We start from the raw sequence: 15,778 nt of genomic DNA on the forward strand, positions 1-15,778 counted from the left end.
GCAAATCCACTCTTGCAGCTTGAAGCTTGCCCCTTGAAGCTGCCTCGCAGAGACCTCCATGAACGACCAACAACGCCTCGAACTCGAAGCCGCCGCTTTCCGTCGGCTGGTTGCCCACCTGGACAGCCGCAAGGATGTGCAGAACATCGACCTGATGAACCTCGCCGGTTTCTGCCGCAACTGCCTGTCCAAGTGGTACAAGGCCGCCGCCGATGAGCGTCAGGTCGAGGTCAGCCTCGACGACGCCCGCGAAGTGGTCTACGGCATGCCGTACGCAGAATGGAAAGCCCAATACCAGAAAGAAGCCAGCGCCGAACAACAGGCGGCGTTCGCCAAAGGAAAACCCGATGCCTGATCTCAATACCCTGCGTAGCCGCCTCAAGAGCGGCGAACATACCTTCGCCGACACCCTGGCCTTTATCGCCGCCGGCTACGATTATCAGCCCCGGGCCTTCAATAACGGCGGCGTGCAAAACGCCGCCGGGCAGAACGAAGGCTCGTGCAAGACCCTGGGCCTGGCACTGCTCGAGGGCTTGAGCGATGAAGAAGCGCTGCTGGCATTCGGCGAACATTACCGTTCGGTACTGGCCACGCCCGAAGGCAGTGATCATGGCAACATCCGCGCGCTGATGGTCCATGGCCTGGCAGGTGTGACGTTCGAGGCACCGCCGCTGCAACGGCGCTAATCGGCTCTTCCTGTGTGGTGAGGCCCGCTTTTGTGGCGAGGGAGCTTGCTCCCGCTGGGCTGCGCAGCAAACCCAGACAGTCAAACTCAATTTGCCTGGCACACCGGGTTGCCAGGTTTCAGGGCCGCTTCGCGCCCCAGCGGGAGCAAGCTCCCTCGCCACAGGCTCAGTCCAAGTGAGCGGCGCCTCACCACATCCCGACTTTTAAGATTGACCCGGCAACTTTATTTCGTTTGCCGGGCCCCTCTGCTCGCGGCTTAGATAACGGAAATTTCTCCTTCATCCGGGCCGTCATCCATGAGCAGCGAAACCATCAGCCAATCGATCTCCATCGTGCATCCCGTCAGCCTCAGCCACGGCAGGAACGCCGAGGTCTGGGACACTGACGGCAAACGCTACATCGACTTTGTCGGGGGCATTGGTGTGTTGAACCTCGGCCATTGTCATCCGCGCATTGTCGAGGCGATCCGCGAACAGGCTACGCGGCTGACTCACTACGCATTCAACGCCGCCCCTCACGCGCCCTACATTGAATTGATGGAACGCCTGGCGGCGTTTGTCCCGGTGGATTACCCGGTCAGCGGCATGCTCACCAACAGCGGTGCCGAGGCGGCGGAGAACGCCTTGAAGATCGTGCGGGGCGCTACCGGCCGTACCGCCGTGATCGCGTTTGACGGTGCCTTTCACGGTCGCACCCTGGCGACCCTCAACCTCAACGGCAAGGTCGCGCCTTACAAACAGAAAGTCGGTGTCCTGCCCGGGCCGGTGTATCACCTGCCGTACCCCAGCCAGGACAACGGCGTCACCTGCGAAGAGACCTTGAAGGCCATGGAGCGGCTGTTCAGCGTCGAGATCGATGTGAATGACGTGGCCTGTTTCATTGTCGAACCGGTGCAGGGCGAAGCCGGCTTCCTGGCGATGGACGTGTCCTTCGCCCAGGCCCTGCGGCAGTTCTGTGATGACAAGGGCATTGTGCTGATCATCGATGAGATCCAGTCCGGCTTCGGCCGCACCGGCCAGCGCTTTGCCTTCTCCCGATTGGGCATCGAACCAGACCTGATCCTGTTGGGCAAAAGCATTGCCGGTGGCGTGCCCCTCGGTGCGGTGGTGGGACGCAAGGCGCTGCTGGACAACCTGCCCAAGGGTGGCCTGGGCGGCACCTACTCGGGTAACCCCATCGCCTGCGCCGCCGCGCTGGCGACCCTGGACGAAATGACCGACGCCAACCTGCACGCCTGGGGCGTGCAACAGCAAGAGGCGATCGTCAGCCGCTACGAATCCTGGCGCAGCCGCGGGCTAAGTCCCTACCTGGGCCGCCTGACCGGCATCGGCGCCATGCGCGGCATCGAGCTGAGCCACGCCGACGGCACTCCGGCCTCGGCACAATTGACGCAACTGCTGGCCCTGGCACGGGAATCGGGCCTGCTGCTGATGCCCAGTGGCAAGTCGCGACACATCGTGCGGCTGCTGGCGCCATTGACGACCGAGCCGGCAGTGCTGGAAGAGGGGTTGGATATTCTGGAGGCGTGCCTGGCGAAGCTGGCCTGAGTACTGTCATGTGACGGCACCAGAAACCCTGTGGGAGCGAGCTTGCTCGCGATAGCGTCAAGTCTGCCGACATCAATGTTGACTGATGCACCGCCATCGCGAGCAAGCTCGCTCCCACAAGGGGACATCGCCAGGTATTCGGGCATGAAAAAACCGGCCGAAGCCGGTTTTTTCATGCCCGATGAATCAGAACGAAGCGTTCTGCAGGCCATCCAGGTAACGCTCGGCATCCAGGGCTGCCATGCAACCGGCACCGGCCGAGGTGATCGCCTGGCGGTAGACATGGTCGGCCACGTCGCCGGCCGCGAAGATACCTTCGACGCTGGTGGCGGTGGCGTTGCCGTCGCGGCCGCCCTTGACCACCAGGTAGCCGTCCTTGAGCTCCAGCTGGCCTTCGAACAACGAGGTGTTCGGCGTGTGGCCGATGGCGATGAAGACGCCGTCGACCTTGATCTCGTCAAAGCTGCCGTCATTGTTCTTCAGGCGGGCACCGGTCACGCCCATGTTGTCGCCCAGCACTTCGTCCAGGGTCGCGTTGAGCTTGAGGATGATCTTGCCTTCGGCGACGCGGGCGTTGAGCTTGTCGATCAGGATCTTCTCGGCGCGGAAGGTTTCGCGACGGTGGATCAGAGTGACCGTGCTGGCGATGTTGGCCAGGTACAGCGCTTCCTCGACCGCGGTGTTGCCGCCACCGACCACAGCCACTGGCTTGTTGCGGTAGAAGAAACCGTCGCAGGTGGCGCAAGCCGACACACCTTTGCCCATGAAGGCTTCTTCCGACGGCAGGCCCAGGTAACGCGCGCTGGCGCCGGTGGCGATGATCAGGGCATCGCAGGTGTAGGTCGCGCTGTCGCCGGTCAGGGTGTATGGCTTGGCGGCGAAGTCCACGGCATTGATATGGTCGAAAACGATCTCGGTCTCGAAGCGCTCGGCGTGTTCCTTCATGCGCTCCATCAAGGCCGGGCCGGTCAGGCCATGGACATCGCCCGGCCAGTTATCGACTTCGGTGGTGGTGGTCAATTGACCGCCGGCCTGCATGCCGGTGATCAGCAGCGGCTTGAGGTTGGCACGGGCCGCATAAACCGCAGCACTGTAACCGGCAGGGCCGGAACCAAGGATAATCACTCGCGAATGACGCACTTCAGACATGACCTGCTCCTGTTGACCGGACCTTACGGGCCGGAACGCCGGGTGAGCGGCGTGAATAAAAAAGGACCGTTGACGCACTTGGGGAAGGCTTGGGTTCGACAGTCCTGGAAAAGAATGGGTGCAGCGTATCGAGGCAGCGAAGATTAAGGAAATACGGTTTAACAATCCAGCTCATAGGTGAGCTCTATCCCCAGCGGCCCCTTCAATAGGCGCATTCGCTGCAATAAAGGTTGTTACGCGCCATGTCGCCGCTTTCCCGCGCTGGGTAAAGCCGGTAAGGTCGGCGCGTTCACCTTCGCTCGGAGTCACCTATGCCCGCCCCCGTCCTGTCCGGCCCGCAATATTTGCGAGAAGGCCTCAAGCTGGTCCTGAGCCCGGGCCTGCGTCTGTTCGTACTCTTGCCCCTGGCGATCAACCTGGTGCTGTTCGTCGGATTGATTTACCTGGCCGGCCATCAATTCAGCCTGTGGGTCGATACGCTGATGCCGTCGCTGCCTGAGTGGCTGAGTTTCCTCAGCTATGTGCTCTGGCCGCTGTTCGTGGTACTCGTCGTGCTGATGGTGTTCTTTACCTTCACCATGCTCGCCAACATCATCGCCGCGCCGTTCAACGGTTTTCTCGCGGAAAAAGTCGAAGTGGTCGTCCGTGGCACCGACGACTTCCCGGCCTTCAGCTGGGCCGAGTTGATTGCCATGATCCCCCGGACCCTGGGGCGGGAAGCGCGCAAACTCGGCTATTTCCTGCCCCGCGCCCTGGGATTGTTCGTGCTGTCGTTCATTCCTGTGGTCAATCTGGTGGCGGCACCGCTGTGGCTGCTGTTCGGCGTGTGGATGATGGCGATCCAATACATCGACTACCCGGCGGACAACCACAAGCTGGGCTGGAACGAAATGCTCGCCTGGCTGCGGGAAAAACGCTGGCAGAGCCTGGGTTTTGGCGGCAGCGTGTACCTGGTGCTGCTGATCCCGGTGGTGAACATCCTGATGATGCCAGCAGCGGTGGCCGGGGCGACCTTGTTCTGGGTGCGCGAGCAAGGCGCCGAGACTGCCTTGGCCCGTCAGGGCTGAGCCGTCACAAATCCATCATCCTGGCGTCACAATGACGAAATGGCCCCGGTCGACACTGGGGTCATGACCACACCCCTGCACATTACCCTGATCACCGAAACCTTCCCGCCGGAAATCAATGGCGTGGCCAATACCTTGGGCCGCCTGTGCGACGGCTTGCGCGCCCGCGGGCATCAGGTCGAGTTGATACGGCCTCGCCAGGCCGACGACTTACGCCAAGCCGGTGACGAGCAGTTGCTGCTGTGCCGGGGCTGGCCGCTGCCGGGCTATCCGGGTTTGCAGTGGGGCCAGGCGTCGATGCACAAGCTGCTCAGGCGCTGGAAACGTCATCGTCCGGACGTGCTCTACATCGCCACGGAAGGGCCGCTGGGTTTGTCGGCGCTGCGGGCGGCACGGCGCCTGGGCATCTCGGTGGTCAGTGGTTTCCACACCAATTTCCAGCAATACACCCAACAGTACGGCCTCGGGCTGTTGAGTCGCGTGCTCACCCATTACCTGCGCTGGTTTCACAACCGCTCCAGCTTGACCCTGGTGCCCAGTCTCAGCCAGCGCCTGGAACTGGAACGACGGCATTTCGAACGCGTGGCGTTGTTGTCCCGCGGCGTGGACAGCCAACTGTTTCACCCAATCAAGCGCTCGTCGAGCCTGCGCGAAACGTGGGGCCTGGGCGACGACGACATCGCCGTGCTCCATGTCGGACGTCTGGCACCGGAAAAAAACCTGGGGCTGCTCAAGCGCAGTTTCGACACGCTGTGCAGCGCTTTTCCGGGACGACGGATGAAGCTGGTCGTGGTCGGCGACGGCCCGCAGCGGTCCGAGCTGGAGCAGGAATTGCCCGAGGCGATCTTTTGCGGCTCGCAACGCGGTGAGGCGCTGGCCAGCCACTATGCGTCCGGGGATGTGTTTGTCTTTCCGAGCCTGACCGAAACCTTCGGTAACGTGGTGTTGGAGGCGCTGGCGTCCGGCCTGGGTGTGGTGGCCTACGATCAGGCCGCGGCTGCGCAACACATTCGCCACGGCTATAACGGCGTGCTGGCGATGCCGGGGGATGAAGAGGCGTTCTGCGATGCCGCCCGTTGGCTGCTGGAGGAGCGCGAGACCTTGCGTTGCGTGCGGCTCAATGCGCGCCAGCATGCCAGTCGCCAGGGTTGGGCGGCGGTGATCGAGCAATTTGAAGCGCAGCTGCGAGGGGTTTGCGTGGGTGAGCAGGTGATGCCTGTTGCGCCGACTGTGCGCTGAGTCTTCGGCGATATTGAGATCGCCATCGCGAGCAAGCTCGCTCCCACAGGGGGGTCTTTGTCGAACACCAGACTCATGTTCGCTGCAGATCAAATGTGGGAGCGAGCTTGCTCGCGATAGCGTCAGATCAGGCGTCGCTTAAACCAATGTCATCAAGGCTTCGCGACTGAACGGCAAGATCTCCTGCTCCCGCCCTTCACGGACTTTTTGCGCCCAGTCCGGATCCACCAGCAACGCACGCCCCACCGCCACCAGGTCGAACTCATCGTTATTCAAACGCTCCAGCAGCTTTTCCAGGCTGGCCGGTTGCGCGACTTTGTCGGTGTTGACCATGAACTGCAGGAACTCGCCATCCAGGCCGACGCTGCCGACGGTGATGGTGGGCTTGCCGGTGAGCTTGCGGGTCCAGCCGGCCAGGTTCAGCTCGGAGCCTTCGAACTCCGGCTCCCAGAAGCGCCGTGTCGAGCAGTGGAAAATGTCCACGCCCGCCTCGGACAACGGCTTGAGAAATTCGCCCAAGGCTTCGGGGGTCTGCACCAGGCGTGCGGTGTAATCCTGCTGCTTCCATTGGGAGAAGCGGAAAATGATCGGGAAACCCTCGCCCACTGCCGCTCGCACGGCACGGATCAATTCGATCGCGAAGCGCGAGCGGTTGGCCAGGCTGCCGCCATAACCGTCAGTGCGCTGGTTGCTGCCTTCCCAGAAGAACTGGTCCACCAGGTAGCCGTGGGCGCCGTGGATTTCCACCCCATCCATGCCGATGCTCTTGGCGTCTTTCGCCGCCTGGGCGAACGCAGCGATAACCTCGTCGATATCGGCCTGGGTCATGCCGTGGACCACTACCTGACCGTCCTTGAGTTTTTCGCTCGGACCATAGCCGGGCACGCTGGCGTCCGGCTCGGTGCCGATGCGGCGCACACTGCCCACATGCCACAACTGTGGAACGATTTTGCCGCCTTCGGCGTGCACCGCATCGACCACTTTCTTCCAACCGGCCAGCGCGGCGTCGCCATAGAAATGCGGCACATTTGGATAACCGTTGGAGGCCTTGTGCCCGACCGTCGTGCCCTCGGTGATGATCAGGCCTACCCCGGCCGCCGCACGGCGACGGTAGTACTCGACCACCTTGGCGTTCGGCACGCCACCCGGCGAAAAGGAACGGGTCATCGGCGCCATCACCACCCGCGTTGGCAACTCGAACGCGCCGAGGTGGAAGGGTTTGAACAGGGCTTTTGCAGGCATGGGGCACTCCACGGGACGAAGTCACAGATCGGATATGACGACGATAATATGGAGCATGGGGAGCGCTGGGTAGCACTATTGATTTGAATGATTAAGGATTAGAAGGGAGCAGACGGATCGCGATTGGGTGGACTGAACCGAATGCACAGCCGGATGCAGAACTTGTGGCGAGGGGATTTATCCCCGCTGGCTGCGCAGCAGCCCTAAAATTGATATCTCGGTGTGTCAGCCTAAGCAAGTCGCTTGCTCTTGGGGCTGCTTCGCAGCCCAGCGGGGATAAATCCCCTCGCCACAGGGGGTCAGTGCGGGGCTTTCAACCCAACGCTTTTTCGATCGCCTGGATCACCGTGGGGTCATCCGGCGCCGTACGCGGCGAGAAGCGCGCCAGCACCCGGCCGTCCTTGCCGAGCAGGAATTTTTCGAAGTTCCAGGTAATGTCCCCGGGAAACTCGGCCCCCTCGCCCGCCAGCAGGCGATACAACTGGTGGCGATCATGACCGTTCACGTCCAGCTTGCTGGACAGCGGGAACGTCACGCCGTAGTTGAGGCTGCAGAATTCCTGGATTTCCTGCTCGGTCCCCGGCTCTTGCCCGGCGAACTGATTGCAGGGCAGGCCCAGCACGCTGAACCCCTTGTCCTTGTATTGCTGATAAAGATTTTCCAGCGCCGCGTACTGAGGCGTCAGGCCACATTTGGAGGCGACGTTGACCACCAGCACGACTTGCCCCTTGAACGGCGCCAGAGCAAGCTCCTGACCATCCAGGGCTTTGAGTTTAAGGTCGTGGAAAGCACTCATGACGAACTCCAGGTTTGCGGATCTTTTCGAAACAGCCATGGGTGATGCTAACAGCAAGCGACTAAAAAGGCGCCATAGGGCGCCTCTCCAGTCAACTTGAGCGTAGCGCACAAATCAGTGGTGATGGCCACCTTCGCCATGGACGTGACCATGGGCGACTTCTTCCTGGCTGGCGTCACGGATGTCGACGATCTTGACCTTGAAGTTCAAGCGCTGGCCAGCCAACGGGTGGTTGCCGTCAACGGTCACGTCGTCGCCTTCCAAGTCGCGGATGGTGACGATCTGCATCTGGCCATCGGGCGCCGAAGCGTGGAACTGCATGCCCACTTCCAGCTCATCCACACCTTCGAACATGCTGCGGCTCAGGGTGCTGACCAGTTCGGCGGAGTATTCACCGTAAGCGTCTTCCGGCTCGACGGCAACGTTCAGGTCGTCACCGACCGCTTTACCTTCCAGGGCTTTTTCCAAGCCCGGGATGATGTTGCCTGCGCCATGCAGGTAGACCAGCGGAGCGCCGCCGGCAGAGCTGTCGATGACCTCACCAGCGTCGTTGGTCAGGGTATAGTCAATGGAGACAGCCTTATTGGCGGCGATCAGCATGGGGCGAGACCTTTTGCATAAGAATGAAGAACGGACAAGTCTAAACAAGGATTTGCCCGAAAGCGAACGGAACCCGGACAAACGGGCCTGCTCGAACAGACCGACGGTCACCGGCTTCCGTCAGGATGAGGACGGGCACTGGGTGGCCGAGCTGTCCTGCGGCCATACCCAGCACCTGCGCCACCAGCCACCCTGGCAGTCCCGGGCCTGGGTGCTGGACCCTGTGCAACGTATTGAAAAAATAGGCCAGCCCTTTGCTTGCGGCTGGTGCGCTCAAGGCTCGGTTAGCGATAACCTTGGCGTCTGAATTGTGGGTAGACGGCCAGACATAGGCCGCGCCATTGCCATGCTCCTTTAGAGAATCCGCATGCAAACTTTTTTTATCGCGCCCACCGATTTTGGTGTGGGTCTGACCTCCATCAGCCTCGGGCTGGTGCGTACTCTTGAACGGGCCGGGCTGAAAGTCGGCTTTTTCAAACCCATTGCCCAGCCGCACCCCGGCGACACCGGGCCGGAGCGTTCCACTGAGCTGGTGGCCCGCACCCATGGCCTCAAGCCCCCGCAGCCCCTGGGCCTGGCGCACGTCGAGCGCATGCTCGGCGACGGCCAGCTCGATGAGCTGCTGGAAGAAATCATCACCCTTTACCAGCAAGCGGCCATCGGCAAGGACGTGCTGGTCGTCGAAGGCATGGTCCCGACCCGCAACGCCAGCTACGCCGCCCGGGTCAACCTGCACCTGGCCAAGAGCCTCGACGCCGAGGTCATCCTGGTATCGGCGCCGGAGAACGAAGTCCTGACCGAGCTTTCCGGGCGGGTGGAGTTGCAGGCGCAGCTGTTCGGCGGGCCGAAGGACCCGAAAGTCCTCGGGGTGATCCTGAACAAGGTCCGCACCGAGGAAAGCATGGAGGCGTTTTCCGCACGCCTCAAGGAGCACTCGCCCCTGCTGCGCAGCGGCGATTTCCGCCTGCTCGGTTGCATCCCGTTTCGTCCCGAACTCAACGCCCCGCGCACCCGCGACGTGGCCGACCTGATGGGCGCCCAAGTGCTCAATGCCGGCGACTACGAAACCCGGCGCATGAGCAACATCATCATTTGCGCCCGCACCATGCGCAACACGGTGGAACTGCTCAAGCCCGGCGTACTGGTGGTGACCCCCGGCGATCGCGACGACATCATCCTCGCCGTGAGCCTGGCGGCGATCAACGGCGTGCCACTGGCCGGCCTGCTGCTGACCAGCGACACCCTGCCCGACCCACGCATCATGGACCTGTGCCGCGGCGCCTTGCAGGCAGGGTTACCGGTGCTGTCGGTGAGCACCGGCTCCTATGACACCGCCAACCTGCTCAACGGCCTGAACAAGGAAATTCCCATCGATGACCGCGAACGTGCGGAGATCATCACCGATTTCGTCGCCAGCCACCTGGACGCCAAGTGGCTGCACCAGCGCTGCGGCACCCCGCGGGAAATGCGCTTGTCGCCGGCGGTGTTCCGTTATCAGTTGATCCAGCGCGCCCAAGCCGCCAACAAACGCATCGTGCTGCCCGAAGGCAGTGAGCCGCTGACCGTCCAGGCGGCCGCGATTTGCCAGGCCCGGGGCATTGCCCGCTGCGTGTTGCTGGCAAAACCGGCCGACGTCGAAGCGGTGGCCCGCGCCCAAGGCATCGAGCTGCCACCGGGGCTGGAGATTCTTGACCCGGATTCGATTCGCGAGCGTTATGTCGAACCGATGGTGAGGTTGCGCAAGAGCAAGAGCCTGAACGCGCCAATGGCCGAGCAGCAGTTGGAAGACACTGTGGTCATCGGCACCATGATGCTGGCCCTGGATGAAGTGGACGGGCTGGTATCCGGGGTCATCCACTCCACCGCCAACACCATCCGTCCGGCGTTGCAACTGATCAAGACCGCGCCGGGTTGCTCCCTGGTGTCCTCGGTGTTTTTCATGCTGTTTCCCGAAGAAGTGCTGGTCTACGGCGACTGCGTGATGAACCCGCACCCCAGCGCCGCGGAACTGGCGGAAATCGCCCTGCAAAGCGCCGACTCGGCCGCCGCGTTCGGCATCACGCCGCGGGTGGCGATGCTCAGTTACTCCAGCGGCGAGTCGGCCAGTGGTGAAGAAGTGGAAAAAGTCCGTGAAGCCACCCTGCTGGCCCACGAAGCCCAGCATGGCCTGCTGATCGACGGTCCGCTGCAATACGACGCCGCCGCCAATGAAACCGTGGCGCGGCAATTGGCACCCAACAGCCAAGTGGCCGGCCGGGCGACGGTGTTCATCTTCCCTGACCTCAACACCGGCAACACCACCCACAAGGCCGTGCAGCGCAGCGCCGATTGCGTCAGCCTCGGGCCGATGCTGCAAGGCCTGCGCAAACCGGTGAACGACTTGCCCCGCGGCGCCCAGGTCGACGACATCGTGTACACCATCGCCCTGACCGCGATCCAAGCCGCCAACCGACCTTTGGATATTTAAATGCTGGACTTCTTGCCTCCCCCTTTGCGCGGCGTCATTGCCTCGCTGCTGTTGGCGCTGAACACCATCGCCTGCTGCACGCCGCTGTTCATCGTGGCGATTTTCAAGCTGTTGCTGCCCTTCCCCGCTGCCCAACGCTTCACCGACTGGCTGATGGGCCATATCCACGAGGCGTGGATCAGCAACAACAAGGCCTGGATGAACCTGCTGCGCCGTACCCACTGGCACCTCAGTGGCCTGGAGGGTCTGGACTACCAGCATTCGTACCTGATCACCAGCAACCACCAGAGCTGGGTCGACATCATGGTGTTGCAGTACGTGCTGAACCGGCGCATCCGCCCATTGAAGTTTTTTCTCAAGCAGGAGCTGATCTGGGTCCCGGTGATCGGCCTGGCTTGGTGGGCCCTGGGCTTCCCGTTCATGAAGCGCTACTCCAAGGCGTACCTGGAAAAGCACCCGGAAAAGAAAGGCAAGGACCTGGAAACCACTCGCAAGACTTGCGCGAAGTTTCGCAACAACCCCGTGGGCATTTTCAACTTCGTCGAAGGCACGCGTTTCACCGACGGCAAGCATGCCCAACAGCAGTCACCGTTTCGCTACCTGCTCAAGCCCAAGGCCGGTGGCATCGCGTTCGTGCTCGATGCCATGGGTGAGCAACTGGAGTCGATCATCAACGTGACCATCCATTATCCGGGCGGGCGTCCGGGGTACTGGGATTTGCTCTGCGGCAACGTTGGTGAAGTGGTGGTGCATTTCCAGGAACTGAAGATCCCACCGCAGTTCATCGGCAAGAACTACGACCAGGACGGTGCGTATCGCCTGGAGTTCCAGGGCTGGATCAACCAGCTATGGCAGGATAAGGATGCGTTGCTGGAGCAGATGCACCGCGAGTATCCAGACCACCGTTAATCCATGTGGGAGCGGGCTTGCCCGCGAAAGCGGTGGATCAGCTCATGGAGATGTTGGATGTTCCACCGTCTTCGCGGGCGAGCCCGCTCCCACATTTGATCGAGCGACCCTCTGGAAATGAAAAAGCCCGCAGATGATTACTCATCCGCGGGCTTTTTATTTACAGCGACGTTCCTTAGATCGCCCCACGCTTGCGCAGCAGATCCAGCACCTGCTTGACGCTCTCTTCCAGTGTCAGCGCCTGGGTGTCGATGACCAGGTCGGCATCCAGTGGCACGTCATACGGGAAGGACTCGCCCGGGATGTTGTCGCCGGCGGCGGCATACAGCCCTTGCGGATCACGCTGGGCACACACTGTTGGCGAGGCCTGGACGTAGACCGTCAACAGACGCTCACGGCCGATCAGGTCCTTGGCCTGCTCACGCCCTTCGGCACTCGGTGCAACGAACGCGGCGAGGGTCAGCAAACCGGCTTCGTTGAACTGACGAGCGACATGCGCCGCACGGCGCCAGTTCTCGGTCCGCCCGGCACGATCCTGGGGCAGGCCCTTGTTCAGGTCATGGCGCAGGTTCTGGCCATCGAGGACAAAGACCGCACGACCCAAGTCGAACAACTTACGCTCAACCGCATAGGCCAGCGTGCTTTTACCCGCGCCCGACAGGCCACTGAACAAGACCGTGGCCGGTTGTTGGCCGAAGCGCTGGGCACGTTCTTCCACCGACACGTGGGCCAGTTTGCCGTGGTGCGTGCTGCTGCCATGGGCCAGCGGCTGGGCGACGATCATACCGGCGCCGACCGTGCCGTTGGTCAGGCGATCGATGACGATGAATGCGCCGGTGGTGCGGTTGCTTTCGTAACCGTCCAGGGCGATCGGCGCATCCAGGGCGATCTTCACCTTGCCGATTTCGTTGAGCTGCAGCGCGCTGGCCGGGCCCTCTTCAAGGGTGTTCACATCCACCTTGTTGACGATGCTGGCAATGGAGCCCGGCACGTAGCTGGTGGCGCGCTTGATGTCGTATTTCTTGCCCGGCAACATCGGCTCTTCAGCCATCCACACCAGCATCGCTTCGAAGCTGTCGGTGACCGGCGGCACGTTGTCGGCATGTACCAACAGGTCGCCACGGGAAATGTCGATCTCGTCTTCCATGGTCAGCGTGACCGCCTGGCCTGGACCGGCATGCTCCAGCTCGCCTTCGAAGGTGACGATGGATTTCACGCGGCTGCTCTTGCCCGACGGCAGCACCACCACTTCGTCGCCCTTGTGCACGATGCCGCTGGCGAGGGTGCCGGCGAAACCGCGGAAGTTCAGGTTCGGACGGTTGACGTACTGCACCGGGAAACGCAGGTCGGTGAAGTTGCGGTCCCCCGCCACTTCCACGGTCTCCAGGATTTCCATCAGCGACTGGCCGGTGTACCACGGCGAACGCTCGGACTTGTTCACCACGTTGTCGCCCTTGAGGGCCGACATCGGCACGAAGTGCATGCTGGTGGGCTTCATCTTCAAGCCTTCGGCGAACTTCAGGTAGTCGGCCTTGATCGACTCGAACACGCCCTGATCGAAGTCCTTGAGGTCCATCTTGTTGATGGCCACGACGATATGCTTGATACCCAGCAACGAGGCGATGAAGCTGTGGCGACGGGTCTGGGTCTGCACACCGTAGCGGGCATCCACCAGGATGATCGCCAGGTCACAGGTGGAGGCACCGGTGGCCATGTTGCGGGTGTACTGCTCATGGCCCGGGGTATCGGCGATAATGAACTTGCGCTTGGCGGTGGAGAAATAGCGGTAGGCGACATCGATGGTGATGCCTTGCTCGCGCTCGGCCTGCAGGCCGTCGACCAGCAACGCCAGGTCGATATCGTCCCCGGTGGTGCCGACTTTCTTCGAATCGCGGGTGATGGCTTCCAGGTGATCTTCGTAGATCATCTTGGAGTCGTGCAGCAGGCGCCCGATCAGGGTGCTCTTGCCGTCGTCGACGTTACCGCAGGTCAAAAAGCGCAGCAGCTCTTTACGCTCGTGCTGGCCCAGGTAGGCGAGGATGTCCTCGCTGATCAAATCAGATTGATGCGACATGACAGCCCCTTAGAAATAACCTTGACGTTTTTTATCTTCCATCGAGCCTGCGCCATCGTGGTCGATGACCCGGCCCTGGCGCTCGGAAGTTCGCGTCAGGAGCATTTCCTGAATGATGTCCGTCAGGCTCTCGGCCTCGGACTCCACCGCCCCCGTCAACGGGTAGCAGCCAAGGGTACGGAAACGCACTTTCTTCTTGACGATACGGGCTTTGTCTTCGTCGGACAGGTGCTCGAGGATGCGCTCGTCGTCGATCATGATCAGCGTGCCGTTCTTCTCGATCACTTCACGCTCGGCGGCGAAGTACAGCGGCACGATCGGGATGCCTTCGAGGTAGATGTACTGCCAGATGTCCAGCTCGGTCCAGTTCGAGAGCGGGAATACGCGGATCGACTCGCCCTTGTTGACCTTGCCGTTGTAGACGTTCCACAGCTCCGGACGCTGGTTCTTCGGGTCCCAGCGGTGCTTGCTGTCACGGAACGAGTACACGCGCTCCTTGGCGCGGGACTTCTCTTCATCGCGACGGGCACCGCCGAACGCGGCGTCGAAACCATATTTGTCCAAGGCCTGCTTGAGGCCTTCGGTCTTCATGATGTCGGTGTGCTTGGCACTGCCATGGGTGAACGGGTTGATGCCCTGCGCCACGCCGTCCGGGTTCACATGGGTGATCAGGTCCAGGCCCAGTTCCTCGACCATGCGGTCGCGGAACTTGTACATTTCCTGGAATTTCCAGCGGGTGTCGACGTGCATCACCGGAAACGGCAGCTTGCCCGGGAAGAACGCCTTGCGTGCCAGGTGCAGCATCACGGCGGAGTCTTTACCGATGGAGTACAGCATCACCGGGTTATCGAACTCGGCGGCCACCTCGCGGATGATGTGGATGCTTTCCGCCTCCAGCTGTTTCAGATGCGTCAGTTTGTCGACCATGGCTACTCACGAAAACTTTCTTATGAACGGCCAGCGGGCCGTGTTCGAGCGGGGAATCCTAGCACAGCGACCTCTTCTAATCAGGGCGCCAACTAGATCGAAACAGCATATGGATATGCCTGGGGGTTCGGGTATTGCAACCGCTTTTTGTGGGAGCGAGCTTGCTCACGATGGCAGTGTATCAGTCGGCACTGAGGTTGACTGACCCACCGCCATCGCGAGCAAGCTCGCTCCCACAGGGGTTACAAGCAGTCAGATGGGATTCGGGCAATCGATGAAGATGTGCTCCAGGGCAAACCGTCGCGCCAGGTAGTCGCCCAATGCCTGGACACCGTAGCGCTCGGTCGCATGGTGCCCGGCGGCAATGAAGCTGATGCCGTTTTCCCGGGCGCTGTGGAAGGTCTGTTCCGACGCCTCGCCGCTGAGGTACAGGTCGACCCCGGCCAGCACCGCCTGGTCGATATAACCTTGGCCGCCACCGGTGCACCACCCAACTCGGCGGATCATCTGCCCGCCTTCGATCAGCAAGGGCTCGCGCCCCAGGGTTTCCTGGACCTTGCGCGCGAAATCCCGCGCCGTCATTGGTTCGGACAGGGAGCCGACCAAACCGACAACCTTGGGATTATCCGGATCCAGTGGTCCCTCGACGGTGATGTCCAACTGGCGGGCCAGCTGCACGTTATTGCCCACCTCGGTGTGCAGGTCCAGGGGCAAGTGATAGGCCAGCAGGCTGATGTCATGCTTGAGCAACGTCTTGAGGCGACGCTGTTTCATGCCGGTGATGCAAGGGTTCTCGCCCTTCCAGAAGTAACCGTGATGCACCAGCACCAGGTCGGCCTCGGCCTCGACGGCGGCATCGAGCAGCGCCTGGCTGGCGGTGACACCGCTGACGATGCGCATCACCTGGGGCGCGCCTTCGACCTGCAGGCCGTTGGGGCAATAATCGGCGATCCGGCTGCTGGCCAGGTAACGGTCCGCTTCTTCAACCAGGGTGTTCAGGGCTACGGCCATAAAAGACTCCTAAATATCCCGTTCAGAGGCGCGCGCGGCCTCGTATAATGCGCGACATTATGG

15 protein-coding genes are annotated in these 15,778 nt (G+C 61.8%); 8 read left to right on the forward strand and 7 right to left on the reverse strand.

All coding sequences use genetic code 11. The features are described from left to right. The first annotated feature begins 58 nt into the window (after nucleotides 1-58). The 3 genes from AB7M32_RS28150 (at nucleotide 59) to AB7M32_RS28160 (ending at nucleotide 2,234) form a co-directional block, all read left to right on the forward strand. Nucleotides 59-355 carry a DUF1244 domain-containing protein gene (locus tag AB7M32_RS28150; RefSeq protein ID WP_003205454.1) on the forward strand — a complete coding sequence of 99 codons (297 nt, stop codon included), beginning with the start codon at nucleotides 59-61 and terminating at the stop codon, nucleotides 353-355. After that, nucleotides 348-686 (forward strand): HopJ type III effector protein, encoded by a 339-nt coding sequence (locus tag AB7M32_RS28155; RefSeq protein ID WP_454252035.1) that lies wholly within the window; start codon nucleotides 348-350, stop codon nucleotides 684-686. Before AB7M32_RS28150 ends, AB7M32_RS28155 begins: the two co-directional genes overlap by 8 nt. A 297-nt stretch (nucleotides 687-983) precedes the next feature. Further along, a complete protein-coding gene (locus AB7M32_RS28160; RefSeq protein ID WP_454252036.1) occupies nucleotides 984-2,234 on the forward strand; it encodes a 2-aminoadipate transaminase in 1,251 nt (416 codons plus the stop codon). A gap of 186 nt (nucleotides 2,235-2,420) precedes the next feature. On the opposite strand, the gene trxB is transcribed toward AB7M32_RS28160, so the two are convergent. Continuing rightward, entirely contained in the window at nucleotides 2,421-3,383 is a 963-nt protein-coding gene (gene trxB / locus AB7M32_RS28165) for a thioredoxin-disulfide reductase (RefSeq protein ID WP_454252037.1), read from the reverse strand. Nucleotides 3,384-3,694: 311 nt separating this feature from the next. Here trxB and cysZ point away from each other — a divergent pair, with 311 nt between their 5' ends. Both cysZ and AB7M32_RS28175 read left to right on the forward strand, forming a co-directional pair. Continuing rightward, nucleotides 3,695-4,450: a sulfate transporter CysZ gene (gene cysZ / locus AB7M32_RS28170; protein WP_072409404.1), complete on the forward strand. Its 756-nt coding sequence runs from the start codon at nucleotides 3,695-3,697 to the stop codon at nucleotides 4,448-4,450. Nucleotides 4,451-4,489: 39 nt separating this feature from the next. Then, nucleotides 4,490-5,689 (forward strand): glycosyltransferase family 4 protein, encoded by a 1,200-nt coding sequence (locus AB7M32_RS28175; protein WP_454252038.1) that lies wholly within the window; start codon nucleotides 4,490-4,492, stop codon nucleotides 5,687-5,689. 138 nt (nucleotides 5,690-5,827) lie between these two features. Here AB7M32_RS28175 and AB7M32_RS28180 read toward each other — a convergent pair whose 3' ends face one another. The 3 genes from AB7M32_RS28180 to AB7M32_RS28190 form a co-directional block, all read right to left on the reverse strand. After that, nucleotides 5,828-6,931 (reverse strand): NADH:flavin oxidoreductase, encoded by a 1,104-nt coding sequence (locus AB7M32_RS28180; protein ID WP_072409400.1) that lies wholly within the window; start codon nucleotides 6,929-6,931, stop codon nucleotides 5,828-5,830. 313 nt (nucleotides 6,932-7,244) lie between these two features. Continuing rightward, nucleotides 7,245-7,727 carry a glutathione peroxidase gene (locus AB7M32_RS28185; RefSeq protein WP_072409398.1) on the reverse strand — a complete coding sequence of 161 codons (483 nt, stop codon included), beginning with the start codon at nucleotides 7,725-7,727 and terminating at the stop codon, nucleotides 7,245-7,247. A 114-nt stretch (nucleotides 7,728-7,841) separates the two neighbouring features. After that, nucleotides 7,842-8,327, reverse strand: coding sequence for an FKBP-type peptidyl-prolyl cis-trans isomerase (locus AB7M32_RS28190; RefSeq protein ID WP_072409396.1), 486 nt, complete (start codon nucleotides 8,325-8,327; stop codon nucleotides 7,842-7,844). Between AB7M32_RS28190 and AB7M32_RS28195 the strand changes: the two genes are divergently transcribed. Genes AB7M32_RS28195 through AB7M32_RS28205 form a run of 3 tightly spaced genes read left to right on the forward strand, consistent with a single transcriptional unit; the run spans nucleotide 8,296 to nucleotide 11,703 of the window. Then, nucleotides 8,296-8,634 (forward strand): DUF3565 domain-containing protein, encoded by a 339-nt coding sequence (locus AB7M32_RS28195; RefSeq protein WP_454252039.1) that lies wholly within the window; start codon nucleotides 8,296-8,298, stop codon nucleotides 8,632-8,634. The genes AB7M32_RS28190 and AB7M32_RS28195 overlap by 32 nt on opposite strands. A gap of 60 nt (nucleotides 8,635-8,694) precedes the next feature. Next, nucleotides 8,695-10,794: a phosphate acetyltransferase gene (gene pta, locus AB7M32_RS28200; RefSeq protein ID WP_207280950.1), complete on the forward strand. Its 2,100-nt coding sequence runs from the start codon at nucleotides 8,695-8,697 to the stop codon at nucleotides 10,792-10,794. Beyond that, nucleotides 10,795-11,703 (forward strand): acyltransferase, encoded by a 909-nt coding sequence (locus AB7M32_RS28205; protein WP_454252040.1) that lies wholly within the window; start codon nucleotides 10,795-10,797, stop codon nucleotides 11,701-11,703. A gap of 175 nt (nucleotides 11,704-11,878) precedes the next feature. Here the strand turns inward: AB7M32_RS28205 and cysN are convergent, their stop codons facing one another. The 3 genes from cysN to AB7M32_RS28220 form a co-directional block, all read right to left on the reverse strand. After that, nucleotides 11,879-13,777 (reverse strand): sulfate adenylyltransferase subunit CysN, encoded by a 1,899-nt coding sequence (cysN, locus tag AB7M32_RS28210; protein WP_454252041.1) that lies wholly within the window; start codon nucleotides 13,775-13,777, stop codon nucleotides 11,879-11,881. A gap of 9 nt (nucleotides 13,778-13,786) precedes the next feature. After that, nucleotides 13,787-14,704, reverse strand: a complete 918-nt coding sequence (cysD, locus tag AB7M32_RS28215) for a sulfate adenylyltransferase subunit CysD (protein ID WP_003178041.1) — start codon at nucleotides 14,702-14,704, stop codon at nucleotides 13,787-13,789. A 252-nt stretch (nucleotides 14,705-14,956) separates the two neighbouring features. Next, on the reverse strand, nucleotides 14,957-15,715 hold the full coding sequence (locus AB7M32_RS28220; RefSeq protein WP_454252042.1) for a Nif3-like dinuclear metal center hexameric protein: 759 nt from the start codon (nucleotides 15,713-15,715) through the stop codon (nucleotides 14,957-14,959). Nucleotides 15,716-15,778 lie beyond the last annotated feature (63 nt).

It is taken from the genome of Pseudomonas sp. R151218B TE3479 (assembly GCF_053629195.1).